The sequence below is a fragment of the Roseobacter sp. HKCCD7870 genome, from assembly GCF_037830315.1.
Classification (GTDB): Bacteria; Pseudomonadota; Alphaproteobacteria; order Rhodobacterales; family Rhodobacteraceae; genus M30B80.
Map to the genome: position 1 here is coordinate 64,632 of NZ_JBBLYO010000002.1, position 26,377 is coordinate 91,008.

The 26,377-nt window shown below is 56.2% G+C and carries 20 protein-coding genes, 1 tRNA gene and 2 pseudogenes; 5 read left to right on the forward strand and 18 right to left on the reverse strand.

The window, feature by feature from the left end:
* Positions 1–6: 6 nt before the first annotated feature.
* The 14 genes and pseudogenes from ffh to AAC637_RS08775 all read right to left on the reverse strand — a co-directional run bounded on the left by ffh (position 7) and on the right by AAC637_RS08775 (position 19,027).
* Positions 7–1,500, reverse strand: a complete 1,494-nt coding sequence (gene ffh / locus AAC637_RS08710) for a signal recognition particle protein (RefSeq protein WP_340303224.1) — start codon at positions 1,498–1,500, stop codon at positions 7–9.
* A 200-nt stretch (positions 1,501–1,700) separates the two neighbouring features.
* Positions 1,701–3,689, reverse strand: coding sequence for a 3'-5' exonuclease (locus tag AAC637_RS08715; RefSeq protein ID WP_340303225.1), 1,989 nt, complete (start codon positions 3,687–3,689; stop codon positions 1,701–1,703).
* A 39-nt stretch (positions 3,690–3,728) separates the two neighbouring features.
* Entirely contained in the window at positions 3,729–4,256 is a 528-nt protein-coding gene (locus AAC637_RS08720) for a hypothetical protein (protein ID WP_340303226.1), read from the reverse strand.
* Between the two features lie 53 nt (positions 4,257–4,309).
* Positions 4,310–6,124 carry a DUF294 nucleotidyltransferase-like domain-containing protein gene (locus tag AAC637_RS08725; RefSeq protein WP_340303227.1) on the reverse strand — a complete coding sequence of 605 codons (1,815 nt, stop codon included), beginning with the start codon at positions 6,122–6,124 and terminating at the stop codon, positions 4,310–4,312.
* A gap of 120 nt (positions 6,125–6,244) precedes the next feature.
* Positions 6,245–8,014, reverse strand: a complete 1,770-nt coding sequence (locus tag AAC637_RS08730; RefSeq protein WP_340303228.1) for a sodium:solute symporter family protein — start codon at positions 8,012–8,014, stop codon at positions 6,245–6,247.
* A gap of 15 nt (positions 8,015–8,029) precedes the next feature.
* Positions 8,030–8,290 (reverse strand): DUF4212 domain-containing protein, encoded by a 261-nt coding sequence (locus AAC637_RS08735; protein WP_340303229.1) that lies wholly within the window; start codon positions 8,288–8,290, stop codon positions 8,030–8,032.
* A 98-nt stretch (positions 8,291–8,388) separates the two neighbouring features.
* Positions 8,389–9,075: an adenylate kinase gene (locus AAC637_RS08740; protein WP_340254155.1), complete on the reverse strand. Its 687-nt coding sequence runs from the start codon at positions 9,073–9,075 to the stop codon at positions 8,389–8,391.
* 17 nt (positions 9,076–9,092) lie between these two features.
* Positions 9,093–11,033: an acetate--CoA ligase gene (gene acs / locus AAC637_RS08745; protein ID WP_340303230.1), complete on the reverse strand. Its 1,941-nt coding sequence runs from the start codon at positions 11,031–11,033 to the stop codon at positions 9,093–9,095.
* A gap of 582 nt (positions 11,034–11,615) precedes the next feature.
* Positions 11,616–12,578, reverse strand: a complete 963-nt coding sequence (locus tag AAC637_RS08750; RefSeq protein ID WP_340303231.1) for a LysR family transcriptional regulator — start codon at positions 12,576–12,578, stop codon at positions 11,616–11,618.
* Positions 12,575–13,585: pseudogene (locus tag AAC637_RS08755) on the reverse strand (Ldh family oxidoreductase). Before AAC637_RS08755 ends, AAC637_RS08750 begins: the two are co-directional and overlap by 4 nt.
* Before the next feature lie 119 nt (positions 13,586–13,704).
* Positions 13,705–14,643 carry a hydrogen peroxide-inducible genes activator gene (locus AAC637_RS08760; RefSeq protein ID WP_340259821.1) on the reverse strand — a complete coding sequence of 313 codons (939 nt, stop codon included), beginning with the start codon at positions 14,641–14,643 and terminating at the stop codon, positions 13,705–13,707.
* A 312-nt stretch (positions 14,644–14,955) separates the two neighbouring features.
* Positions 14,956–15,840 (reverse strand): serine/threonine protein phosphatase, encoded by an 885-nt coding sequence (locus tag AAC637_RS08765; RefSeq protein ID WP_340303683.1) that lies wholly within the window; start codon positions 15,838–15,840, stop codon positions 14,956–14,958.
* Positions 15,789–18,329 carry an ABC transporter permease gene (locus AAC637_RS08770; protein ID WP_340303232.1) on the reverse strand — a complete coding sequence of 847 codons (2,541 nt, stop codon included), beginning with the start codon at positions 18,327–18,329 and terminating at the stop codon, positions 15,789–15,791. The genes AAC637_RS08765 and AAC637_RS08770 overlap by 52 nt, the downstream gene beginning before the upstream one ends.
* Entirely contained in the window at positions 18,326–19,027 is a 702-nt protein-coding gene (locus AAC637_RS08775) for an ABC transporter ATP-binding protein (RefSeq protein ID WP_340303233.1), read from the reverse strand. Before AAC637_RS08775 ends, AAC637_RS08770 begins: the two co-directional genes overlap by 4 nt.
* Between AAC637_RS08775 and AAC637_RS08780 the strand changes: the two genes are divergently transcribed.
* Both AAC637_RS08780 and AAC637_RS08785 read left to right on the forward strand, forming a co-directional pair.
* Positions 19,026–19,748: an arylesterase gene (locus AAC637_RS08780; RefSeq protein WP_445322730.1), complete on the forward strand. Its 723-nt coding sequence runs from the start codon at positions 19,026–19,028 to the stop codon at positions 19,746–19,748. The two genes, AAC637_RS08775 and AAC637_RS08780, sit on opposite strands and share 2 nt — an antisense overlap.
* Positions 19,745–20,632 carry a carbon-nitrogen hydrolase family protein gene (locus AAC637_RS08785; RefSeq protein WP_340303234.1) on the forward strand — a complete coding sequence of 296 codons (888 nt, stop codon included), beginning with the start codon at positions 19,745–19,747 and terminating at the stop codon, positions 20,630–20,632. The genes AAC637_RS08780 and AAC637_RS08785 overlap by 4 nt, the downstream gene beginning before the upstream one ends.
* A 70-nt stretch (positions 20,633–20,702) precedes the next feature.
* Here AAC637_RS08785 and AAC637_RS08790 read toward each other — a convergent pair.
* The 4 genes and pseudogenes from AAC637_RS08790 to AAC637_RS12695 form a co-directional block, all read right to left on the reverse strand.
* Positions 20,703–20,777 (reverse strand) — tRNA-Gln (locus AAC637_RS08790).
* 80 nt (positions 20,778–20,857) lie between these two features.
* Positions 20,858–22,354: a phosphomannomutase/phosphoglucomutase gene (locus tag AAC637_RS08795; protein WP_340303235.1), complete on the reverse strand. Its 1,497-nt coding sequence runs from the start codon at positions 22,352–22,354 to the stop codon at positions 20,858–20,860.
* 24 nt (positions 22,355–22,378) lie between these two features.
* The gene (gene kdsA, locus AAC637_RS08800) at positions 22,379–23,212 is read right to left on the reverse strand and encodes a 3-deoxy-8-phosphooctulonate synthase (RefSeq protein WP_317655712.1); all 834 of its coding nucleotides are present in this window, start codon (positions 23,210–23,212) and stop codon (positions 22,379–22,381) included.
* 5 nt (positions 23,213–23,217) lie between these two features.
* Positions 23,218–23,379, reverse strand: a pseudogene (locus tag AAC637_RS12695) (capsule biosynthesis protein); the annotation flags it as partial.
* 127 nt (positions 23,380–23,506) lie between these two features.
* Between AAC637_RS12695 and AAC637_RS08805 the strand changes: the two are divergent.
* The 3 genes from AAC637_RS08805 to lpdA all read left to right on the forward strand — a co-directional run bounded on the left by AAC637_RS08805 (position 23,507) and on the right by lpdA (position 26,283).
* Positions 23,507–24,298: an SseB family protein gene (locus tag AAC637_RS08805; protein ID WP_340303236.1), complete on the forward strand. Its 792-nt coding sequence runs from the start codon at positions 23,507–23,509 to the stop codon at positions 24,296–24,298.
* 29 nt (positions 24,299–24,327) lie between these two features.
* Positions 24,328–24,729, forward strand: coding sequence for an MAPEG family protein (locus AAC637_RS08810; RefSeq protein WP_340303237.1), 402 nt, complete (start codon positions 24,328–24,330; stop codon positions 24,727–24,729).
* 165 nt (positions 24,730–24,894) lie between these two features.
* Positions 24,895–26,283: a dihydrolipoyl dehydrogenase gene (gene lpdA, locus AAC637_RS08815; RefSeq protein WP_340303238.1), complete on the forward strand. Its 1,389-nt coding sequence runs from the start codon at positions 24,895–24,897 to the stop codon at positions 26,281–26,283.
* The last annotated feature ends 94 nt before the right edge of the window (positions 26,284–26,377 follow it).

Sequence of the window (26,377 nt, forward strand, 5' to 3'; positions counted from 1 at the left end):
ATCCCTTTATTTCTTTTTGCCAAAGCCCGTCAGGGGCGGCAGACCGCCGCCACCACCCAAGCCGCCAAGCCCCATCTTGCGGGCTGCGGCCTCCATCGCTTTGGGATCCATTGCTGAAGGGTCCATGCCCGCCAAATCTTTGGGTGCGCCTTTGCCCATTAATGCGCCAAGGCCCTGCTTGAGCATCCCGCCTTTGCCCATTTTGCCAAGCTTCTTCATCGCATCGGCCATTTGGCGGTGCATTTTCAAAAGTTTGTTCAGGTCAGAGACATCTTGCCCTGCGCCTGCGGCAATGCGCTTTTTGCGGCTTGCCTGCAAAAGGTCAGGGTTGGCCCTTTCCCGCTTTGTCATGGATTGGATCAGCGCGATCTGGCGTTTGATCACCTTGTCATCAAGCCCTGCATCATCAAGCTGCTTTTGCATCTTGGCCATGCCCGGCATCATCGACATCATGCCCTGCATCCCGCCCATTTTCAGCATCTGCTCTAACTGGCCTTTAAGATCGTTCATGTTGAACTGACCTTTTTGGAAGCGCTTCATCATGCGCTCGGCCTGTTCAGCCTCAAGGGTTTCTTGGGCTTTTTCAACAAGGGCCACGATATCGCCCATGCCTAAGATGCGGCCAGCGACACGCTGTGCTTCGAATGTTTCAAGCGCCTCGAGCTTTTCACCCAAACCCACAAAGCGGATCGGTTTGCCCGTGATTGCGCGCATCGACAGTGCCGCGCCGCCGCGACCATCGCCGTCCATACGAGTTAAAACGATACCAGAGACGCCAATTTTATCGTCAAATTCCTGCGCAACATTCACCGCATCTTGGCCCGTGAGGCCATCCACGACCAAGAGTGTCTCGCGCGGGTTGGCAATGTCACGCACGGCTGCGGCCTGCGCGATCAGGTCTTGATCAATATGCAAGCGCCCTGCGGTGTCGAGGATATAGACATCATAGCCACCAAGCCCCGCTTGGGTTTTGGCACGCTTTGCAATCGTCTCAGGGTTTTCACCTTGGATGATGGGCAGGGTATCCACGCCAATTTGTTGGCCAAGGATGGCCAACTGCTCCATCGCGGCAGGGCGGTTTGTGTCAAGGGATGCCATCAACACGCGCTTGCCTTCGCGCTCCTTCAGGCGCTTGGCCAGTTTCGCGGTTGTCGTGGTTTTCCCTGAGCCTTGCAGACCCACCATCAGGATGGGTGCAGGCGGGTTGTCGATTTTCAGTGCGCCAATCTCGCCTTCGCCCTGAAGCGTGGCGATCAATTCGTCATGCACAATTTTGACGACCTGTTGACCCGGGGTCACCGATTTGGTCACCGCAGCGCCTGTGGCCTTTTTCTCGACCGCGCGAATAAATTCCCGCGCCACGGGCAAAGAGACATCTGCCTCAAGCAAGGCCACCCGCACTTCGCGCAGGGCTGTTTTCACATCATCAGCAGACAAAGCGCCTTGCTTTGTCAGCCCCTCAAAGACCGAGGAGAGGCGTTCTGAAAGTGTTTCAAACATTGGCCAAGGCCCCTTTGTCGCGTCATCTCATTGGTGATCTGTGCATCAGGCCACCGCATTGCAATGCACCAAGGCCCCCGTGGGCGAAACTCGCTGACGGGGGGCGATCTTGGACATATCCTAAGACCAGAAAGCTAAAGCTTGCTGGAAGTTGTGCCGCTCTTACGCGCGCGCAGAGGGGAATGTCAAGCCTTCGCGCCTTAGTTCAAATGGCGCAAGAGTCGCGCATGACGATCAAAGGCCGTGATCAACTGTCCCAGATTTTGGATATCTGTCGCCTCAAGCATGGGCAACATCTTCACAAAGGCCCGCGCCGTTCCCAATGTGTCGCCAAGTGCGGTATGACGGGCATTGTCGGGCATGCGGATGCTAAGGCGGTCACATAGCGCGTCCAATGTGTGTTCCGCAGACTGACCAAAAAGGATGGCCGAACACAGAACAGTGTCCAAGATCGGCTGATCAAAACGCGCGCCAATGGCCCCTTCGCGCCGCTGTAGAAAGGCCATGTCAAAGGGGGCGTTATGGGCCACCAGAACCGCGCCATCGGCAAAGCGATGAAATCGCGATAAGGCATCAACAACCGATGGGGCGTCTGCCACCATCTCATTGGTGATCTGATGCACCGCTGTTGAGGCCGCAGGGATTTTGCGCGCAGGGTTGACCAATGTATCAAAGCGTTCGCTCTCGACCAATTTGCCGTTTACGATCCGCATCGCGGCAATCTGACAGATTTCATCGACTTGCGGGTTCAACCCGGTGGTTTCTGTATCGAACACCACGAAAGACAAGTTCTTCAGCGGGACCTGTAACAGCTCAGCAGGCAGTGCGGTTTGCAACAGGTCAAAATCATATTGGATCACGCGCGGCGTTTGTAGCGCTTCGGGGGCGGCGGCTAGGGACAGGCTGATCCGTTGATCTGTGGCTTCGATCTTGGCGCCGTGGCTGCGCAAAACATCGGCCCCCGCAAAGCGTGAATGGCCCGTGATCAGGGGGCTGTCTAACCAATCATTGAGCCGTGCCGCGTCAGGGGCCTTTGCATCTCCCTGCAGGTCAAGAATGGCCTCTCCCTCTGTCAGTCGGGCCGCAAGTCGAATGTCAGACGCCCCCGCGCCAATCCACGACAGCGTCAGGCGCTCTAACAAGCGGCTGATGGCAAAGCCATCGGCGCGCAGTCGCAGGTCAGGCAGCGCGTCATACTGGAGTTGGATATCCTTTTGCGCCAAGCGCGTGGCAAGCGCGATTGCGATATCGGATAGGTCAAGCTGCTCAAGGGGCCACCAAGCTGTATCGGTTTTGGCTTTTTCTTTTTGCACATCGCGCAACGTCTTTTCCAACTGCGTACGCGGCGCCCCTTGGGGCAGGTCTGGCAAAACGGCATCCACGGCCTCAATTAAATCGGCAAACAAAGCCTCGCGCGTGCCATGCAGTGCCAAATCTTTGGATTGGTCTTGCAAGCACAAGAGATAGGCAGGATCGGCTGTTTCCTGACCTTCGAGCCAGAATAAGCGCATCCGTGCCTCGAAAAGGCGGGCATCGTGGCGGGTTGTTACCAAAATATCCGTGCCCTTGGCGCTCTGTGCGCGCAACAGCCTGCCATAAGCCTCGCGCAAGGGGGCCATGCGCAAAAGCTGATCAAGGGGGCGGTTCAGACCCAACCCCTCATCATCATTGAAGAGGTCCCGCATCTTGCCATTGTAAAGCGCGATTTTATGGTCAGGCGTGCAGAACACGACCCCATCGGGAATTTCAGCCAGTAAGGTTTCAAGCCGCTGCTTCTCAAGGCCGAGCCGTGCTGTTTCACGCCCCACGGCCAATGCTATTGCGTTGCGCGTTTCGGTCAAATGCGCGGCAACAGCCGCAGCAGCAGGGGCTAAATCACCCAAATATCGCGCATAGTTTGGATTGATTTCATCATCCACATCGGCATGAGCGCGGGCGCGCATATCCGCGGCCAATGCCTCAAGGGGGCGGGCGACATATTCATCGAACTTTGTCCAAACCCAAGCAGACAGGCCGATAATTGCAAATGCCCCAACCGCCCCTGCGGTGATAAAGGCCGATAGCGCGTGATCCTCGCCCAAGCGAACATACCCGATCACCAGACCCGCGGTCAGCAGGGCCGCGCCCCCAAGGGCCAAGAGCGCAAAGAACAAAAAGATGCGCAAACGCAAACTAAGATGGGTGAACATGGGCGTGCGGGCCTCCTCCTCCCGCAGCGGTGACGCGGCCTAGCCGCCCAGAGTTGGGCAGACCACGGCAATCAACGGATCATCAGGGGAAACCGCTAACCAATCGGCATTCTGGGCGCGGCCATCGGTATCAAAACTGGTGGTTGGAAAAATCTCTGCGCGGGCGGGGGTCGTGCAATCCACCAAGATGGGCTTGATGATCGCGGGTTGCCACCGCTCGTGCAGGCGCGTTTGCACAACCCATTGGCCTGAGCCTTCGACTGTTTCGACAGTCTCTGACGGGGTAACTGCGACAAAGCCTTTGATCCATGGCTTCACGTATGTCCACGGCTGCCAAACTGCGCGCTGTTCGCGGGTGGCGATCATTACAGTGTCTGAGGGCAGGGTGGCCATGACGCCGCGCGCCCATGAATATTCGAGGGATATCGTGGTCAGGATCATCGCGAGCCCTGCGCCTGCAGGCACGAACCACTTTGGTATCCGCTCTCCTATCAGGCGGCGCAGGCCATAGGCGATGCCTGCCCCTGCAAAGGCCGAGGACAGTGCCGCAATAAGGACGAGGAACATTTGCATTTCGTTGGTCTTTCTCTTTTCGTGACAACCAAAAACAGGCGCGGGGGTTATAGAAACCCGCTCCGCTGTCCGATTGCCGATTGCATTGTTTTAATCACAACGAAGGCATCGCGGAGATGACTTCGATCAAAATCGGATAAATAAGCAGGCGCCATGAAATTATCGGGCGCGTGGCCATTGCGGATTTGGCGCGCTTGATGCGCAAGCCGCGCTTCCGCGATCATGTCATAGGCATCCAATAAATCCCGTCCGCCCGAGGCAGAAACCGTACCTCCGTCAATTGCGGCAACCAAGCGCGCGCGGGTGTTTACTTCGGTCAACTGTCCTTTCAGCGCATAGATGCGCCCCAAATCCACCACGGGCACAACGCCGTTATGCTTGAGATCAATGCGATCTTTATGCTCGCCCGACCGGACAGTGGCAAAGCCCCGAAAGAGACCAAGCGGGGGCGTATGCTTGAGCGAATTGGAAATCATATGAGCCACAAAAATCGAATTTCCCGAAGCCTCTGCAAGGGTCGATGCGTGAAGATCGTCAAACAGGGCCATCGTGCCGCCAATGGGCCGCAGGTCAAACATCACCGATGCCAACATCTGCGCCTCGGTGTTGGGTTTGTTGATCCATTTCGAGAAATAGTTTCGCCAAACGCGTAAGGGTTGCCGCCAACGCGCGGCGGTCGCCATCATATCACCTGGGCAATAGAAATAGCCTGCCTCATCTAAACCATCAGAGACGAATTTTGCCAAAGCGGCGAAATAAGCGTCATCTTCTGGGCGCATAGCATCGTCTATGATTAGGCAATTGTCTTGGTCGGACACGCCCGTTTGTTCTTGCCGGCCTTGGCTGCCGCAGGCCAGCCACAGATAGGGCACAGGCGGCGGCCCAAGATGGTCTTCTGCAAGTTTTAGCAACCGCCGGGTCGCGGCATCGCCGATATCGGTGATCAGGCGTGTGACCACTCGATGATCATTATTTGCCCCAACCAATTGCATCAAAAGGGCAGGGATGCCTTTTACATATTTGGCAATTTCTGCGCTATTCGCGGCATAGGCGATATCCATGATGATTGAGGCGGAACTGGTCGCCTGAAAGCGCATCATATCGGTCTGGCTTAATATGCCTTCGGGCTGCCCGCGATCCATGACGGGCATATGGGTAAACCCATGCTCGACCATCAAATGCAGCGCATCAGCTACGAGGGCGGAGGCGGGCAAGGTCTTGGGATCACGCGTCATCACTTCGGCCACGGCCGTGTCTGATGGCAGCCCCGCCGCCATCGCGCGATTGGTTAAGTCGCGTGTGGTGATGATCCCTTGCAGCGCCCCCGTTTCGGAGGTGACAAGCAAGCAAGAGACGCGGTGATCCCGCATCTTCTGCGCGGCGCTCAGCAAGCTGTCTTGCGCTGTGCAGGTCAGAGGATTGCGCGTCATTAAATCGCCCAAGGTTTGGGTCGATAATGCACTGCGCTTGGCGCGGGCTGGGCGGGTGCGGTCAAAGAAATCTAGAAAGGCGGGGTGCTCTTTCACCAATTTATGGAAAAGTGGCGCCGAGATCTCCAATAGTTCGGTTGGTTTCACGGCGGTTGCGGTGACAGGCGCAATACCATCGCGCATCAAGCCACGCTCTCCGAAGGAGTTTTTGGGGCCGAGGATCGAGACCAGTTCACCATTGGGTTCGGTGATATCAACCTGCCCTGACACGATGAGGTAAAGCGCCTCAAGCGGCGCGCCCGCGTGATAAATCACAGCGCCCGCTTTCGCCATGGAGCGGTTCACCTGCCCTGCCAGTTCCGCCAGATAATCATGCGGTAAGCTGTCATAGGGGTGCGTTTGTGACAGAAGTGTCAGGATTTCTTTTGGCATCTGGATCTAGGTCTGTTTGGTCGGTCTGGCTCAGCCTAGACTATTTATGAAAAAGGCGCATCCCGATTGATCGGAATGCGCCCATTTTTCTTGAGGGGTAGCCCCTAAGTGATCAAAGGATCACTTGTTGATGGCTGCACCTGCGCCACGTGGGATACGTACGGATTCCACGAGGTCTTGGATCTCCTGCGGAGGCTCTGCTGTCACGCGGGATACTGCGAATGCAACGGCAAAGTTCAGCAATGCGCCCACTGGCCCGAAATGGGTTGGTGGGATGCCGAACAGGTAGTTCGCTGCAGTGTTATCCAGCATGTTGGTGCCTGGGATGAAGAACCAACCCAAGAATGTGAACAGGTAGAGACAGGTTGAAATCAGACCTGCAAGCATACCTGCTGTTGCACCTGCGGAGTTCATGCGCTTGGAGAAGATACCCATCATCAGTGTTGGGAACAGCGAAGCTGCTGCCAGACCGAATGCCAGAGCCACGGTTTGCGCCGCGAAGCCTGGAGGGTTCAGACCAAGATAGGTTGCCAAAGCAATCGCGCCTGCCATCGATATACGGGCGGCCATAAGCTCGCCTTTTTCGGAGATGTCAGGATTGATCACCGACTTGATCAAGTCGTGACTGATGGAAGAGGAGATCGCCAACAGAAGACCCGCCGCTGTGGACAGAGCCGCTGCCAGACCACCTGCCGCGATCAGAGCGATAACCCAACCTGGAAGCTGTGCGATTTCTGGGTTTGCCAAAACGAGGATGTCACGGTTGAACGTAACAAGCTCGTTTCCTGCCCAACCACGCTCAGCTGCCATTTCAGCCATACCAGCATTATTTTCATTGTAGTACTGGATTAGGCCATCGCCGTTCTTGTCTTCAACAGCCAGAAGGCCAGTCACTGACCAAGTGTTGAACCAATCAGGCAGATCAGCTTGTGCAACAGGCTCACCTTCAACGCCATTTGGCCACATGGTGGTCATGATGTTCAAACGAGCCATAGCGCCCACCGCAGGAGCGGTTAGGTAAAGCAGCGCGATGAACACCAGTGCCCAGCCAGCAGACCAACGTGCGTCTGACACTTTGGGAACGGTGAAGAAGCGAATGATCACGTGGGGCAGACCCGCGGTACCAATCATTAGAGACAAGGTAAACAAAGCCATCAACCATGGGCTAGAGCCTGTGGTGTAAGCATTGAAGCCCAGATCCGTCAGCAAGCCGTCCAATGTGGCCAGCAGAGGCTGGCCAGAGGCGGTGTGCTCGGAGAAGAGGCCGAGGCTTGGGATTGGGTTACCAGTCAGTTGCAGTGAGATGAACACAGCAGGGATCGTATACGCAGTGATCAGAACACAATACTGCGCCACCTGTGTATAAGTGATGCCCTTCATACCGCCTAAAACCGCGTAAACGAATACGGTTGCGGAGGCAATGTAGAGACCCGTTGTTTTGTCAACTTCGAGGAAGCGAGAGAAAGCCACGCCAGCACCAGTCATCTGACCGATAACGTAAGTCACGGACATCACAATCAGTGAGGCTACGGCCACAACGCGTGCAGTTTGGCTGTAGAAACGGTCGCCTACGAACTCAGGAACCGTATACTTGCCAAATTTGCGCAAATAGGGCGCAAGAAGCATCGCCATAAGCACGTAACCGCCCGTCCAGCCCATTAGGAAGGTCGAGTTGTTATAGCCTACGAATGCGATAAGACCTGCCATTGAGATGAAGGAGGCTGCCGACATCCAGTCAGCTGCAGTTGCCATACCGTTCAAGACAGGCGGAACACCACGCCCTGCGGCGTAGAATTCAGATGTGGAACCCGCGCGGGCCCAAATCGCGATACCGAAGTAGAGCGCAAACGACAGCCCCACAACGATAATATTGAGTGTTGTTTGATCCATAATCTGGCCCGTCCCTTACTCTTCGTCCACGCCATATTCTTTGTCTAATTTGTTCATACGCGATGCGTAGAAGAAAATCAGAACAAGGAATACGAGGATTGAACCTTGCTGAGCAAACCAGAAGCCCAGATCTGTGCCACCCACCGCGATGCCGCTAAGCATCGGGCGGAAAAGAATAGCAAAGCCATAGGAACACAGCGCCCAGATCACCAAGCATAGGGTGACCAAGCGGATGTTCGCGGCCCAGTATTCAGAGTTATTTGCCTTTTCGGCCATTGATATCTCCCTTCGGTTTCTAACCAGTGAGGCACTGCCCCAACGGTGACATCTGACGCCGCCTCCTCCTAAGGCGCCGACAGAATTCTTTTGCCCAATTACGCCCCAGTGAGGTGGGACACGATCTTGCCAAGTGCCTTGGCAATATCGTCAATAGCCCCCATAGCCGCGACTTTGCTAAGCGTGCCGCGGGCATTGTAATAGTCGATAAGGGGGGCCGTTTGGGCATGATATGCCGACAGGCGCGTGCGCACTGTTTCGGCATTATCATCAGGGCGGCGCTTAAACGAGCTGCCCTGACATTTGTCACAAACACCCGCTGTTGCGGGTTGCTTGAATTCGTCATGATATCCTTCGCCACAATCGGCGCAGGTATAGCGACCCGATACGCGGGCCACCATCGCTTCATCATCCACCTCAAGGCTGATGACAGCGTCAATCTGCTGGTTGCGTGCCGCCAAAAGGCCATCAAGCGCCTCGGCTTGCGCGGCGGTGCGGGGAAAACCATCCAGAATTGTGCCTGCGGCCACATCGGGCTGCTGAAGGCGTTCTTCGAGAACGGCGAGCACAATCTCATCCGAGACCAACTCGCCCTTTTCCATAACCGATTTCGCGGCCAAGCCTGCGGGTGTGCCTGCATTGACTGCGCCACGCAGCAAGTCACCAGTGGACAGCTGCACAAGCCCGAATGCCTCTTCTAGCATGCGGGCTTGGGTGCCCTTCCCAGCGCCCGGAGGCCCGAGAAGGATTAAGTTAACTGGTCGTGTCATCGTATCTGCCGTCATTTACTGAATTCCACGCGTTACTTAACGATGCGATTGGCGATGAGGTCATCCACCACGCTTGGATCTGCCAAGGTTGATGTGTCACCAAGGCTGCCGAAATCGTTTTCGGCAATCTTACGCAAAATGCGGCGCATGATTTTCCCCGACCGCGTTTTGGGCAGGCCAGGTGCAAATTGCAGCGCGTCTGGTTTTGCAATTGGGCCGATCTCTTTACGCACCCAATTGGTCAATTCTGCCCGCAATTCTTCGGAGGGCTCTTCGCCCGCCATCAACGTGACGTAGCAGTAGATCCCCTGACCTTTGATATCATGGGGGAAGCCCACAACTGCGGCCTCTGATACTTTTTCGTGTGCCACAAGCGCCGATTCAACTTCGGCTGTGCCCATGCGGTGGCCCGACACGTTGATCACATCATCCACGCGGCCCGTGATCCAGTAATAGCCATCTTCGTCGCGGCGGCATCCGTCCCCAGTGAAGTAATAACCTTTATAGTCACTGAAATAAGCTTGCACAAAGCGGTCAGGATCGCCCCACAGGGTGCGCATCTGACCAGGCCAGCTGTCTTTGATACACAAAACGCCTTCTGCGGCGGTTTCGTGGATTTCTTGACCTGTGGTCGCATCCAACAGCACGGGCTGAACGCCGAAGAATGGATTTGTCGCTGAGCCCGGCTTAAGTTTGGTTGCACCTGGCATAGGCGTAATCAAATGGCCGCCCGTTTCGGTCTGCCACCATGTGTCAACAATGGGGCAGTTCCCCTTGCCAACAACGTCATTATACCAATTCCATGCTTCGGGGTTGATAGGCTCGCCCACCGACCCCAAAAGCTTGAGGCTAGAGAGATCATATTTGGTGACGAATTCATTACCCTGACCCATCAGCAAACGAATGGCTGTAGGGGCGGTGTAGAATTGGTTCACTTTGTGCTTTTCACAAACAGCCCAGAAACGACCCGCGTCAGGATAGGTTGGCACGCCTTCAAACATCAAGGTTGTCGCGCCATTCGCAAGCGGGCCGTAGATGATATAGCTGTGGCCTGTCACCCAGCCTACATCTGCGGTGCACCAGAACACATCGCCATCATGATAGTCGAACGTGTACTGATGCGTCATCGCAGCATAAGTCAGATAGCCGCCTGACGTATGAACAACACCCTTCGGCTTGCCCGTTGAGCCCGAGGTGTAAAGAATGAACAGCGGATCTTCAGCGTTCATTTCTTCCGCAGGGCAGGCGGTGGATTGGCCCGCAGAGGCCTCATGATACCAGATATCGCGACCATCTGCCCAAGTTACATCTTGACCTGTGCGCTTCACGACCAAGCATTTCACATGGTCATCACAATGCAAAAGCGCCATATCCACGTTAGATTTCAGATCGGTCACGCGACCGCCGCGGGGGGCGCCGTCCGAAGTAATGACAACCCGTGCTTCCGAGTCATTGATCCGATTTGCCAATGCGTCAGGTGAGAAGCCCGCGAAGACCACGGAGTGGATCGCGCCGATGCGCGCGCAGGCCAGCATGGCATAGGCGGCCTCGGGGATCATCGGCAAATAGAGAACAACACGATCACCACGCTTGACGCCCAATGATTTCAGGGTGTTGGCAAAACGACCCACTTCATCGCCAAGCTGTGAGTAGGTGATATGCTGCGCGGCTTCGTTGGGATCGTCTGGTTCAAACAAAATCGCGGTCTGATTGCCGCGCGTTGCCAGATGACGATCAATGCAGTTGGCCGCTACGTTCAGCGTGCCGTCCTCATACCAACGGATATCTACATTGTCATAGGCAAAGGAGGTGTTTTTGACCTTGGTGTAGGGCTTGATCCAATCAAGGCGCTTGCCTTGTTCGCCCCAGAACGCCTCGGGATCGGAAATGGAGGCCTTATACATTGCTGTGTATTTATCCGCGTCAATATGCGCGCCAGCAAGAAGGTCAGGGAATTTCGAAGTCGTTGGCAATGTGGTTCTCCCTCAAAGGTGGCGGCGCGGATGTCGTTTGACAAAGGGTGCCGCGCCGCAGCTTGGGTGTCGCTCACCCCGATCCCTTCGTGGAAATATGGCGGTTCGTGCTTGTTCAACGTAAACAAACGACACAAACGCAGCTCATGTGATGACTAAAACAGATCCTCCCCGATCCCCAAATTTTGCGTCCTTGCCCCCTCCATTGGGCGGTTTCGCAAAGTCGACAGTGGCCCCATCCTTGGCCTGATTTCCCGATCAGGCACACCGCTATCGATCACGATCAGTTTACAACAAGTTTTTGACTTCAGAAGAAATACATCCTGATTTCCGCGATTTCTGTGTAACAAATTTACACTGCGTTGCGGAATTTGTAAATTTATTAACAATATTTGAAAATTTCCTTGGAAAACATACCTAGTTTGGTGGCGAGCATATTTAAACCATAGGCTGTATTTGTGCGTTTTTAGAGAGTTAGCGCTAAATTCTGCGCTGCGGCGCAACCCCAACATGTGGTGTTTTTCCTGATTATCGGTTGATGGAGGGACAAAACCGCGCGCGAGTCACCCGAAATTAAGGGCGCTAAAGCACGCGGAAATCCGCCCCCAGCCAAGGCATCCTTTGCAGGGCTGGCGCGATGAACAGCTTTTGTGAAAGATCGCGGATCAGGTTCGCCATTTCACTGGGAATGGCCCCCGTCCAGTCATCGGTGCAATAGAGCATGATCTGGCGCGGTTGTGCGGGTGAGGGCAAGGGGTGGGTGTCAATCCCATCTGCAAATCGCTCGCCCCGCATCAGGCTTAGGGGCGTTGTGATGGTGAAGCCAAGCCCTGCTGCCACGAGGGCCGAAATGGATTGGTTCGAGTCGATCTCAAATCTGCGACTAACCTGCATATCATGCATCTGAAGATACTCATCAATATGCTGCGCCATAACCTGCGCGGGGTCGCGACCCAAAAAAGCAAGCCCGCCCAAATCTTCGAACCTTCCCTCAAAGGCATATCCTTTTGGGAGGGCCAAAATATAGGGATCCTGCACAATCGGGTGCGCCACGATATCGGCGGGCGCGGTCTGCGGTGCGGCGCAAATGATCATATCAAGGTTCCGCTTGGCCAACATATTGAGCAAGATGTGGCTCGCCCCAGTTTGTAGGCGGAATTTACAATCGCTGAGCGTCTCGGCCAAACGTGCGGCCAATTGTGGGGTTAGATCATTCTCAAAATCATCAATAACCCCAAGACCAAGGGCGGATATGCCCGATAGGTTCAAGCGGCTCAGATCTTTTTGCCCTGCACGCAGCGCGCCAAGCGCCACTTCCACCCGTTTTAGGAACAACCGCCCCGCAGGTGTCAGGCCAATAGGCCGCCTGCGGGTGTCAATCAATTCAACCCCCACCGCCAAAGATAAATTGCGCAGTTGTTGCGAGGCGGCAGGCACGGATAGACCCATCTCCTCGGCCGCATCGGACAGCGATCCCGTGCGCGCCATAACCTCGAAGGTCTCAAGGCTCTTGAGGCTGATCCCCTTAAGATCGGGTCGCGTCATGCGGCGATGATCCGTTCCAATAGCGCCTGAGGCACAGCGACCCCTTCTGTCAGCGCGGTTTCAAATTTTTGCCTGCGCGAAAGCGCCTGCAACCTATTGGGGGCATCGGCAAGAAGCGCTTGGGTGAATTGCTCAAGCGCCGATACCTGCCCGTATGATTGCGGCTTGATGGCAAAAAGACAATGCCCCATGCGCTGCGGCCCACTGCTTGGATCATCAGGGTCACTGATCATGGCCGAGGCCCCCGCCCCGACAAGGCTGAGCACGAGAATTTCGACCATCACCGCAATATTGAACCCGTAGCTGCCCTTAACAGGCAGGATGTTGCCCTCAATCGCCGCGCGAGGGTTTTACGTGACGCGCCCGTGATCATCAAGCGCAAGCTGGGGCGGCAGGGTGGTTCCTGATTTGATGTGATCAAATACAGTGTAGCGCAATATCGCGGCTTGGCCTTGTTCAAAAATCAACACACCTTGTCCGCGCTTGTCAGGGACTGCTAGTGCGATTGGATTATCCCCCAAAGTCGGTGGCAAACGCGGGTTTGTGCTGATGCATGCCGTATCGGTCGATAGCGCCAAGCTCACATAGCCGCGCCGCGCAACGTCTTCGGCCATCTGCGGCAGAAATCCTGGGCTATGACCATTGGCAAAGGCCAAACAGGCCGCCCCTTCCGCCTCGGCGATCTGCAGAAACTCGGGCAGGGCCAGATCAAAGGCCGCGGGCAAAAAGCCGTTGGCGATGTCACAATGTAACCGCATGCCTTGTCTGGGCTGCAATTTCGGCATCGCCCCCCCATCACAGCGACCAAGCGCCAGATCCTCAAGGCAATGCAATAAATAGCGAGGGCCTGCGCGGGCGCGTCCTTTGGCTTCGGCGCGGGCGATGCGGCGTGAAAGAGGTTTGGCTTGATGTGTTTTGGCCGACAATCTGCTGAGGCTGTCAAAACTCAGCGCTTCTAAATCGGCAAGGCTTAGCCGTTGATTGTTTTCGTCTTGCTGCTCATTCATACTCTGTCGCCTTTTACACTGCGGCTCAACATTGAGCCTCTATGGGACAGATTGTTTCACTCAAGAACTGCGGCAGAAGGGCGCAAGCGCGGCAAAAGCGGTGCGATATTGGGGCGCGCCTAGCCCTCGATGATCAGTTCGGGCAATTGACGCGCGTAGCCGCGGATCACATCGGCCAATTGCCGATGCGCAGTGCTGGCCCCTGAGGTTGAGCGCCATACAAGCCCGATAGAGCGCGAAAAACGCTTGCCCTTAAAGGGCCTTACTGCAACATCCTGCGCGCGCCCCAATATTTCGGAACGCACATAGAGCGCAGGCAAAAATGTGGCCCCCATCCCCATTGCAACCATCTGGCGCAGGGCATCAAGCGATGTGCCCTCATATTCGCGCGACAATGTCGCCCCTGTTTCAACACAAAGTGCAGATATCTGGTCATGCAGCGCATAATTCGGTGACAGTGACAGGATTGTTTCGCCGCTGAGGTCTTGCGGCTCAATTTGGCTGCGCTGCGCAAGTGGATGATCGGCTGAGATTGCCACGACCAAGGGCTCTCGGAACAATCGTTCCGTGACCAAAGACGCGCCAGGGATTGGCAACTGAGTCAGGATCAGATCATGGCCCCCTTCGCTGATTTGACGGGCAAGGTCATGCGGGGCCGCCTCGCGCACATAGAGACGCAAATCAGGGTGGGAGCGATGCAAATCGCCCACGATATGTGGCATCAGATAAGGCCCCAGCGTAGTGGACGTGCCAAGGCGCAATGTGCCCGCGAGGCCCGTTTGCAAGGTTGCGGATAGATCAACAATTGCTTGGGTCGCGTCCAAAATATCGCGCGCGCGCGCCACAACTTCGCGTCCCGCTAGGGTCAATTTGACAGGCCCGCGCCCCCGTTCAATCAGGGTCAGGGATAATGCCTCCTCCAGGGTTTTGATCTGCACCGAGAGCGAGGGTTGCGATATCCCACAGGATTCTGCCGCTAGGCGGAAATGGCCCGTTTCCTCAATCGCGACCAAGTACCGAAGTTGGCGCAAGGTAAGCGGAATTTTTGGAATTGGCATGGCGGATGCCTTGTTAGTTTTTTCCTATCAAAATATGTTGTAATGCAATATTTTCTTTCAGCAAGGGTGACCCTAAATCTTGGTCATGATCAGGCGCAAACCTGATTGGGCCGATGCGAAGGCACGCGCGCAAAGGCCATTTACACGCAAGGCCCAAGTCTCTGGTTGTTAGTCCCTTCCAGTGGTTTGAGATGGGCAAAGCGTTTCGGGTGTCCTGACGGGATCCTGCCGTCACCCCTGAGGGACACCCGATTTCTCCTTAAAAGCGCGGATTAATCAGCTCTCCCCGGTTAGTCCGCGCTCACCTCTCTCTTAGGTATGCAATTCGGTGGTGCTGCCATCGGGCAAAATTGCCACGGCGCTTAGGCGTCCTGTTTCATCGGGGCGGGTGTTTAGCGCGATGCGTCCCTCCGCTTGGGTTGCGCTGTCGACTGCGTTATGGCCGTGGGCTATCCATAGGCCATCTCCACGCAGGCGATAGGCAAATTCAGGATGGCCCCAGATCAGATTGCGGCCGCTTTGTTGGTCAAGCGGATGATGCGGATCAGCGCCTGCATGTGTTGCAGCCAAGCTGCCTGATTTCCAAAACAACGGCAGGTTGGCTAACCACGCAATGCGCGCCTCTCCCAAGACTTCTGATAAATGTGCAACCAAGTCATCGGGGGGCAGGTTCGGGTCAAGCTTGAGTTCCTGTAAAAATCGCGGGGCCCCTGCACGCAGCCAGCGTTGAAGTCGCACCGCCGGCGCGTCTAAACTATCGAGCAAAAGTCGCTCCTGCGCACCGCAAAGACAGGTGACGTTATTTGGAAATTCTTGGGTCAGATCCATCAGGCGGTCGAGCGTGGCTAGCCCTTGCCCGCCCGCGTGCAGGTAATTTCCAACGAACACCAATTGTGGATTTGTTGCGCCACTATTGCCGATATGGGCATCAATGCGCGCCAAAATGCCTTCAAGCAAACTAGCGCAGCCCATAAGGTCGCCCACGATATAGCTTGCCAATTCAGGCCGCGGTTGCCCGCCTTTGCCCTGACCTAGGGCTGCCTGTCCTGTGGGTTTGGGGGTGCGCTTGAACAGTTTGAACATGATTAAAATCTGCGCGGATATGGGCGCATAAGCAAGGCTAAATTTGCGGTGCGGCCGCGCGCTTAATCGCGTGCGCGCAACCGTCCCGCAGGGCGCATGGCCAAAGGTCGCCATGCGTAACCAAGCCCCGCAGCAAGGCTGACCAAGGCACCGCCGCCAATGATGAGAATGGCCGAGGTGAGATCAAACTGAAAGGGCGCCTCGATCACAAATTCCATGACCGCAAAGCCTCCAAGCGTGCCTGCGCCAAGGGCGACCAAGCCTGCCATCGCCCCTAACAATGCGGAACGAAGGGCGAAGGATGACAGGATTTGCCCACGCGAGGCGCCGAGGGTTTTCAAAAGTGCAGCCTCATAGCTGCGCGCCCGTTCGCCCGATGCGGCCGCACCGATTAAGACGATCAATCCTGTCAACAGGGTCACGCCTGCGCCAAGGGACGTTGCCTTTGCAATGGCCTCAAGCGCCTCGGCCACGCGGTCTAGTGCATCACGGACGCGAATGGCGGTAATATTGGGGGCATTGCCCGCAATATCACGCAACAACTGCGCTTCTGCGGACTCTTCGGCATAGACTGTTGCGATGAATGTATGAGGTGCGCCTGCAAGCGCGTTAGAGGAGAGGGTCATAACAAACCCAATCCCTGCATTCGAAAAATCAACCTCACGCAGCGCGGCAATGGTCGCGGTGATGTCCCGCCCCAAAACGTTAACAGTGATCTGATCGCCAAGCCCGACACCTAATTCGGCGGCCTCTTCGGCGGCAAAGGCCATCAATGGTGGCCCGTCATAGTCTTGATCCCACCATTGCCCTGCAACGATTTGGTCAGATGGTGGGGCTTCGTCCAGATAGGTCAGGCCACGATCCCCGCGCACGACCCAGTGATCCCCTGCCAGTTCGCGCGCGTCTTGCCCGTTGATCCCCGTCACGATGCCGCGCAGCATGGGCGCGGTTTCCACTCGTGATACCGCAGGGTCGCTTGCCGTGCGGGTGAGAAAGGCGTCAATCTGGTTTGGTTGGATATCGACAAAGAAATAGGAGGGGGCAACCTCGGGAAGGTCGCGGTCAATCGCATTTTGTAGATTGGACGAGATTTGCCCCACCGCCGCCAGAACTGACAGGCCCAGACCCAACGAGATCATCACCGCGGTTGCTTCTGAACGGGGGGCGGCAATCGCAGCGAGGGCCGCGCGCAGCATAACCCGTCCGCGTAAGGCGCGCCCGCGCGCCAAATTGCGCAAGACGCGGCGCAACACCCATGCAGCCACCCATAGGATCAAAAGTGCTGCGGCAATCCCCCCTGTTGCGCCAAGCGTCAAAATCGGCACGCCAGACCGCCATAGCGCCAAACCCAAGAGCGCCGCGCATAGGCCAAGCAGCGCTGCGATATAGCGTTTGCGCGGGGTGGCAATGGCTGGGCTTGCCGCATCTCGAAAGATCGCTGCGGCGCGCAAGCGTTCGGTTTGCGCCAAGGGTAGCAGCGTAAAGATTAACGCCGTCAGTGCGCCATAGCTTGCCGCCTCAAGAAGGGCAGCAGGGGCGATGGTTATGTTCAAATCTACAGGCATATGCGGGGCCAAGAACGGAGCCGCCACAAGCGGTAACACCGCCCCAAGCACCACGCCCATGCCAACACCAACGGCACCCAAAATAATAATTTGGATCAGATAGGCGGCAAAGATTGTATGCCCCTCGGCCCCGATGGTTTTCAGGATCGCAATGGTGGATAGACGATTTTCCAAATAGGCCCGCACCGCGGCAGCAATGCCAACCCCACCTACGGCCAGACCTGCAAGGCCAACCAACACAAGGAACGTGCCGATACGATCGACAAAGCGTTGCACCCCCGGGGCCGCGCGGCGGCTGTCTTGCCAGCGGATACCGCCTTCGGGAAAGGCCGCCTCCATCTGACTGCGCAAGCTATCGAAATTTGCCCCTTCGGACAGTTTCAGCCGCACTTCGGTTTCATAAAGTGTGCCGGGTTGCATCAGGCCTGAGGCGGTCAATCCGTCCAGCGATATGATGGTGCGCGGGCCAAGGCCAAAGCCGCCTGCCGCGCCATCAGGTTCTGCATCAAGTGCGGCGCGCAGCTGAAATTCTGCCGTTCCAATGGTGAAGACATCACCAATTTGCATGCCCAAACGATCAATCAGCACTTTCTGCATCACCGCGCCATGCAGGCCATTTTGCGCAGAAATGACCTCTTGGATCGGGTGATCTGGTATAAGACCCGCCGCGCCATAAAGCGGATAGGCCGCATCGACCGCCCGCAATTGGGTCAGGGCGTAATCCATCCCCTCGGGCCCCGCGAAACCCGCCATAGACCGCAGTTCGATTGTCTCAGAGAGGTCTGTTGAGATTGCCGCCATAAAGGCGCGCTCTTCATCATTTGGGCCGCGATAGGTGAATTCCATTTCAGCGTCTCCGCCAAGGATCACCGCCCCCTCACGCGACAAGCCATCGCCAATTGCGCTGCGCACTGTGCCAACAGTGCCGATAGCCGCCACGCCCAAAATCAAACAGGCGAGGAAAATGCGAAAACCACGCAACCCCCCACGCCATTGCGCGCGCAATTCGCGCTGCGCAATTCGCCACGCCATGATCATGTGCGCGATCCTTTTTGCGGGCGTGTTTCTGAGACGACCCGACCATCGCGCAAGGTGACCATGCGGTCACATTTTGCGGCCAGTTCCGAAGAATGGGTGACGAGGATCAGCGTAGCCCCGTGACGGGTTTGCAGATCCATCAGAAGGTCCATGATCTGCGCCCCATTGGTTGCGTCCAAATTCCCTGTGGGTTCATCCGCCAATAAGATCGAGGGGCGCGGTGCTGCCGCACGGGCCAAGGCCACACGCTGTTGTTCACCGCCGGACATTTGCGCAGGATAATGCCCCGCACGATGCGCAAGGCCAACCGAAGCCAGTTCAGCCTCGGCCCGATCAAACGCATCGGCCACCCCTGCCAATTCAAGGGGCGTTGCAACATTCTCTAGCGCGGTCATGGTTGGGATCAGGTGAAAAGATTGAAAAACAACGCCCATATGGCTGCGGCGAAACCGCGCCAAGGCATCTTCATCCATACGCCCCAAATAATGATCAAGCGCACGCACTGTGCCCGATGTGGGGCGCTCTAATCCACCCATCAACATTAAGAGCGAGGACTTGCCCGAACCCGATGGCCCAACGAGGCTGACGCTTTCCCCTTTGCTTATCGTCAAAGACACCCCATGTAGGATATCGACAGGGCCCGCATTGCCTATCAAGGACAGATCCGCGTCTTCAAGCGAAAGGATGGTTTCAGCCATGTTCAATAACCCCGCATACTTGGTTGCATCTCGATATGGGGTTTTGCCGCGCTGCGGCAAGGGGCGGCCTGTCTGGGCGGCGCTCTTTGGCGTGCTGCTGATGCTGCTGCCACAGACGGGCGCCGCGCAGGTGCAGGTTGTTGCCTTGGGCGACAGTCTGACCCAAGGATACGGCTTGCCCCAAGGCGAAGGTTTTGTGCCGCAGCTGCAAAATTGGCTCAATGAGCAAGGTCTTGATGCACAAGTCGTCAATGCGGGTGTCTCGGGTGACACGACCGCAGGGGGGCTGTCTCGGATTGACTGGACGCTGACCCCTGAAGTGGATGCCGTGATCGTGGCGTTGGGAGGGAATGACCTGTTGCGTGGGATTCCACCTGCAACCAGCCGCGCCAACCTTGAGGCAATTTTGCAGAAAATATCTGCGCGCAATTTGCCTGTTCTTTTGGTGGGCTTGCCCGCGCCCAATAATTACGGCCCCGCATTTAAGGCTGAATTTGACGCGATTTACCCCGATCTCGCGGCCCAATATGAGACTAGTCTTGTGCTTGATTTTCTTGGGCCTATTGCCGCGGCCGCTGAAAGTAACCGCCAAGAGGCATTGAGCGATTTGATGCAGCCCGATGGCATTCACCCCAATGCCAAGGGCGTGGCTTTGGTGGTCGAGGCACTTGGCCCTGAGGTTGCAAACCTTATTGCCCGCGCCGAGGCAGGCGGGTCATGAGCAAGGCTGCCGATCATCTGCGTGTGGCTCTTGGGCAGATGTGTTCTGCCACGACCCACGCCCCAAATATCGCCGTGATGCAAGAGTTTGCGCGCGATGCCGCGGAAGCGGGCGCAGATCTTTTATGTCTGCCTGAAGTGGCGGGTTTGATGTGTCGCGATCGTGAGAAAGCTTTGCCACAGGTCAAGGCCGCCTCGGAAGATCCATTTCTGGATGCCGCGTGCAATGCGGCGCGCAGGCACAACCTTTGGATCCAAGCAGGCACAACACCGATCCGACCTGAAGGCGCAGGAAAATTCCGCAATCACGCTGTTTTGATCGCGCCTGATGGGGATGTGGTCGCGGCCTATGATAAAATTCACCTGTTTGATATCGCACTGGCCGGGCAGGCCCCAATTGGAGAGTCCAGCCGATTTGACGCAGGGGATCAGGCGGTGTTGGTCGACACCCCTTGGGGCCCGTGGGGGATGAGCGTGTGTTATGATATCCGCTTTGCCCATCTCTTTCGCGACTATGCCAAGGCGGGCGCGCGCATGATCTTTGTGCCATCGGCCTTTACAGTGACCACGGGCCAAGCTCATTGGGAGGTTCTGCTGCGTGCTCGTGCCATTGAGACTGGCAGTTTTATCGTAGCCGCCGCCCAATCAGGCAGCCATGAAGATGGGCGCAGCACCTATGGTCATTCGATGGTTGTCGCCCCATGGGGCGAGATTTTGTTGGATGCAGGCACGGCAGCGCCTGCCTTGCATATCTGCGATTTGGATTTGAGTCGTGCGGATCACGCGCGGGCACAAATTCCGAACCTGTCCAATGAAAGACCCTATCAGTTATCGCGAAAGGATGCGCGCACCAAAGCACGCAATCCCAACGAATACTACCGCTAAGACGGCGTGATCAGCCGTGAGCGCGCCATTTTGTTACCTGTCGGGTGTACCAGTCAGTTTTGGGAAGAATTGGCTGGGGTGGTAGGATTCGAACCTACGGTACGCGGTACCAAAAACCGTTGCCTTACCACTTGGCTACACCCCAACCGTGACGCGCTAGTTACTTTGCGCGGGTCGCAGGATCAAGACCCTTGTGCGAAAAATCTTTGGTTTATTTTCGTGGTCTCAAATCGTTTGATCATAGGCCCCGACATCGGGTTCTGTTCGAATGATCGCGTCTAGGTCTCGGAAGATTGCGCGCATTTCTGCTTCGCTGGCGGGACTTTCGCAGACAACCACCAAATTTGGCGTGTTGGATGAGGCCCGCACAAGGCCCCATCCGCCATTTTCCAACATCACCCGCGCGCCATTTACCGTTACGACATCCACGATTTTCTGCCCGCCCAGTGAGCCGCCTTGACCCTGTAAAGCCACAAGTTTTTCCACCAACCGAGCGAGAACATCGTATTTTTGCGTGTCCGCGCAATAGGGCGACATGGTCGGGGTGGCGTAGGTTTGGGGCAAAGCCCGGCGCAGATCCGCCATAGAGGCGTCAGGGTTGCGATCCATCAATTTGCAGATTTCTACCGCAACGCGCATGCCGCAATCATAGCCACGTCCCAGAGGCGGCGCGAAGAAGTAGTGGCCCGATTTTTCGAACCCCGCGAGTGCGCCCAATTCATGCACGCGGCGTTTCATATGGCTGTGGCCGGTTTTCCAATAATCCGCCCGCGCGCCAAGCGCCCGCAATTCAGGGTCAGAGGCATACAGCCCCGTAGATTTCACATCAGCTACGAAAATCGCACCCTTGTGATGTTTGGCCAGATCGCGGGCCAAGATCACGCCCATCTTATCGGCGAAAATTTCTTCGCCTTCATTGTCGACCACGCCGCAACGATCGCCGTCCCCGTCAAACCCAAGCGCGAAATCAGCGCCGCTTTCACGCACCGTGTCGGCCATGTCATGCAACATTTCCATCGCTTCGGGGTTTGGGTTGTAATGCGGGAATGTGTAATCAAGCGCATTATGCGATGCGACCACCTCGACCCCCATGCGCGCGAATAACTCAGGGGCAAAGGCCGAAGCCGTGCCATTGCCCGTGGCGCAGACCACGCGCAGCTTGCGGGTCATTTTGAAATCGCCGACGAGATCATCCAAATAGGCCTCTTTGACGCCATCGACAAACTCATACGCACCGCCCGTGCGTGCCACGCCCGCGCCACCCAAAACGATATCGCGCAAACGCGCCATCTCGACTGGGCCATGAGTGAGGGGCTTTTCAAATCCCATTTTCACCCCTGTCCATCCATTGGGGTTATGGCTGGCTGTCACCATGGCCACCGCGGGCGCATCAAGGTGAAATTGCGCGAAATAGGCCATCGGGCTGAGGGCGGGGCCGATATCCCGCACCTTGATCCCCGCCTGCATCAAGCCCAAGATCAGCGCGTTTTTGATCGAGAGCGAATAGTCGCGGTAATCATTGGCCACCACGATCTCAGGGCGAATGCCGGCCTCATGCATTTGTGTGCCAAGCCCTAGACCCAAGGCTGTAACGCCTGGCAGGTTAATCTCTTCGGGAAAACGCCAGCGTGCATCATATTCGCGAAACCCTGTCGGTTTGATCATGGGATCGCGCAAAAAGGTCCATGTATTCGGGGTGACCTCGGCGAGGGGTTTTGTCATGGCGAATACCTTATTGGGCTTGCGTTAAATGCGGATTGGGTTGGCTTTGGCCAATTGGTCAAGCTGCATCAACATTTCAATCAATGCGGGCATATCCGACAGTCGGATCATATTGGGGCCATCGCAAGGGGCGTTGTCGGGGTCTTGGTGCGTCTCGGTAAAGACCGCGGCCACACCAACCGCCACGGCGGCACGGGCCAAAACAGGTGCAAATTCGCGCTGCCCGCCTGATGCGCCACCCAAACCCCCAGGTTGTGCGACAGCGTGGGTTGCATCCATTACCACGGGGCAGCCCGTTTTTGCCATCTCGGGCAGAGACTGCATATCAACCACGAGGCGGTTATAGCCGAAACTGACCCCGCGCTCGGTGAGCAGGATCCGATCATTGCCCGTGCTTTCGATTTTGGCGACCACATTGGGAATATCCCACGGGGCAAGAAACTGTCCCTTTTTGACGTTGATCACGGCACCCGTCCTTCCCGCCGCTAGCAAAAGGGCGGTTTGGCGACACAGAAAAGCAGGGATCTGGAGAACATCCACCACCTCGGCCACGGGGGCGCATTGCTCTTTTTCGTGAATATCGGTCAGAACAGGCACGCCAAGCGTGGATTTAACAGATGCCAAAACCTCAAGGCCTTTATCCAAGCCCAAGGGGGGCGCGGCATTGAGTGAGGTGCGATTGGCCTTATCAAAGCTGCCCTTGAAAATATACTGCGCGCCTGCCTTTTCGCAGGCCTCTTTTAGGATACCTGCAATCATCTGCGCATGATCCGCGCTTTCCAATTGGCAAGGCCCCGCAATAAGGGTGAGCGGGCGGTCGTTGCCGACCGTCAGATTTCCGATTTGCACGTCTCTCATATTTTTTACGCCGATACCTGTTCTCGAAGAATAGATGCTGTCATTGATATCAACAGGTAGATGCCCGAAAACACAAGGAAGGCAAGCAATGTATTTTCAAAACTGCGCGGATAGGCCGCCTCGTCAGGCGCGACAGGAAGGACACTGATAGACAGGTAAAGTGTTTGGCAGTTCGTTGAAAGATTGGGTGTGATCCTGCCCCCGCCCTTGCGCAGGCCGGGGCGGGGCAATACGAGATGGGGTGAATAATCCTGACCTGCGCGTCTTTTGCGCAAGATGTTGGAGTCTTGATGGATGACCGAAACGCCCTTGGATCATGCCCATGCGCAAATGCAAGCAGACCCTGATGCCCAGATGCCGCGACTGCGGTTCTATGACCGCCTTTTGGGGGCTGAGCTCTTCGTCCTGCTTGAGCGCCCAATGGCCGCTGGGCGGGATCGGATTGAGCCAAAAATCCTGACATCTGAGGGGGTTTCCTTCGTCTTGGCCTTTGACCGCGAAGAACGGCTGTCGCAGTTCGTGGACGGGTTAGAAGCACCCTATGCTGCGCTTACGGGGCGGGCCTTAGCCAAAATGTTGGCACCTCAGGATATTGGTCTGGGCTTGAACCTTGGGGTCGCGCCCAGCGAGATCTTGCTTGACGGCGCTGCGATGGTCTGGCTGCGCGATATTGCCGAGCAGGGACCAACATCCATGGATGCGCGCCCCGTGTCGCTGAACGCACCACGCGGCCTGCCGCAAGATGTGTTGATTGCGTTGGACGCCAAATTAGCAGGGCTGACGGGATTGGCCGCAGGGGCCTATCTTGCCTTAGCCGATTATGCCGATGGCAGTCACAGCCATATCCTTTGCTTTATCGATGCAGCGCCTGAGGCGCATGCGGCCTTGGCGCGCGCCGTTTCAGAAACGCTCCATCTGTCTGGCGTTGAGGCGGGCATGCTTGATGTGGTGTTTTTGCCGGCGCATGAGGCCTTTGTCGCGAAATTGGCGAAGGTTGGCTTACGTTTTGATCTGCCACAGGTTGAAAAGCCACGGTGCCGCCCCGCGCCGGGATCGGACCCAGATAACCCACCCAAGCTGCGATAGCTTGGCCCGCTGCAACGAAAGGCTTAGCCATGCAAACCGCATTGACGACCGAGCTCTACATTCTCGCCCTCGCTTTCTTTTTACAGGTATTCCAATTGATGCTGTATGGCGTTGTTGCGAATTTACAGGTCGGGGTTGGGTATTCCATGAGTGCGCGGGATACAGCCAAAAGCCTAACGGGTGTGGCGGGCCGATTGCAGCGCGCCTTAAACAACCATTTTGAGGCATTGATCCTCTTTGCTATTGCGGTGGGGCTGGTAACGGCGCTTGGGGCGTCTAATGCTGCCACCGAAATTTGCGCCCATGCCTATTTGGTGGCGCGGATCCTTTATGTGCCAGCCTATGCGCAAGGACTCACGCCGTGGCGGTCTATCATTTGGGCGGTTGGGTTCTTTGCGACAATCGCTATGGTTGTGATCGCAGTTTTTTAATTTGTGATCACAAAGTCGAAGATCACCCCCTGAGCCGCGCTATTTTGGCCCGTTTTTGGGGGGGTAAGGGGTGAAAATCCTTGTTTCGCGCACGCCAATTTCCTATGCGCTTGGCGAATTCGGCCTGATACAGGGCCACGACCAAGCGCCAAGGAGGCGAAGATTATGGCAGACTATGATGTTATCGTTATTGGCGCAGGCCCTGGTGGCTATGTGTGCGCAATCCGTTGCGCACAGTTGGGCCTAAAGACCGCCTGTGTCGAAGCCCGCGACACATTGGGCGGCACATGCCTTAATATTGGCTGCATTCCGTCTAAGGCGCTGCTGCACGCAAGCCATGCCTTGCACGAGGCAGAACATAACTTCGCCAAGATGGGCCTCAAAGGTGCTGCGCCCAAGGTCGATTGGAAAGGTATGCTGGCCTATAAAGATGATGTGATTGGCCAAAACACCAAAGGGATCGAATTCCTGTTCAAAAAGAACAAGGTGGATTGGATCAAAGGGTCCGGCTCCATCCCTGCAGCGGGGCAGGTGAAGGTTGGCGACACAACCCATAACGCAAAATCGATCATCATTGCATCTGGCTCAACGCCGTCCACGCTGCCAGGCATTGAGGTAGACGAAAAAATCGTGGTCACTTCTGAGGGTGCCTTGGCTCTAGGTAAAGTGCCCAAGAAAATGGTTGTCATTGGTGCTGGGGTCATCGGTCTTGAGCTTGGCTCGGTCTATGCCCGTCTTGGGGCCGAGGTCGAGGTGATTGAGTATCTCGATACCATTACCCCCGGTATGGACAGTGAAGTTGCCAAGAATTTCCAAAAAACCCTTTCAAAACAGGGTTTGAAATTTACGCTTGGGGCCGCTGTTCAAGGGGTAAAAACAACCAAGACCAATGCGACTGTCAGCTACAAATTGAAGAAAGATGACAGCGACCATCAGGTTGTTGCAGATGTGGTTCTGGTTGCGACTGGGCGCAAACCCTACACTGAGGGGCTTGGCCTTGATGCGCTTGGGGTGGAACTGTCTGAGCGCGGACAAATCAAAACGGATGGCCACTGGCAGACCAATATTAAGGGCGTTTATGCGATTGGTGATTGTATCGCAGGCCCAATGTTGGCGCATAAAGCCGAGGACGAAGGTATGGCCGTTGCCGAGGTTGTTGCGGGCAAACATGGCCATGTGAATTATGGTGTGATCCCTGGCGTGGTTTACACAAACCCCGAAGTGGCTTCGGTCGGCGCGACTGAGGAGATGCTGAAGGCTGAGGGCCGCGCCTATAAGGTTGGGAAATTCTCCTTTATGGGCAACGGCCGCGCTAAGGCGAATTTCGCGGCGGATGGTTTTGTGAAAATCCTTGCCGACAAAGACACTGACCGCATTTTGGGGGCTCATATCATTGGCCCTGCGGCAGGGGATTTGATCCATGAGGTTTGTGTCGCGATGGAATTTGGCGCCAGTGCGCAGGATTTGGCGCTGACCTGTCATGCGCATCCTACATTCTCTGAGGCAGTGCGCGAGGCGGCATTGGCCTGTGGGGATGGAGCGATCCACGCCTGACTTGCGGCGTTTGAAACAAAGAGATGCCGAATGCAGGGGAGGCATTCGGCATCTTTCCTTTGGGGTGACTTGCGCAACAGTCGGGGAAACCTTG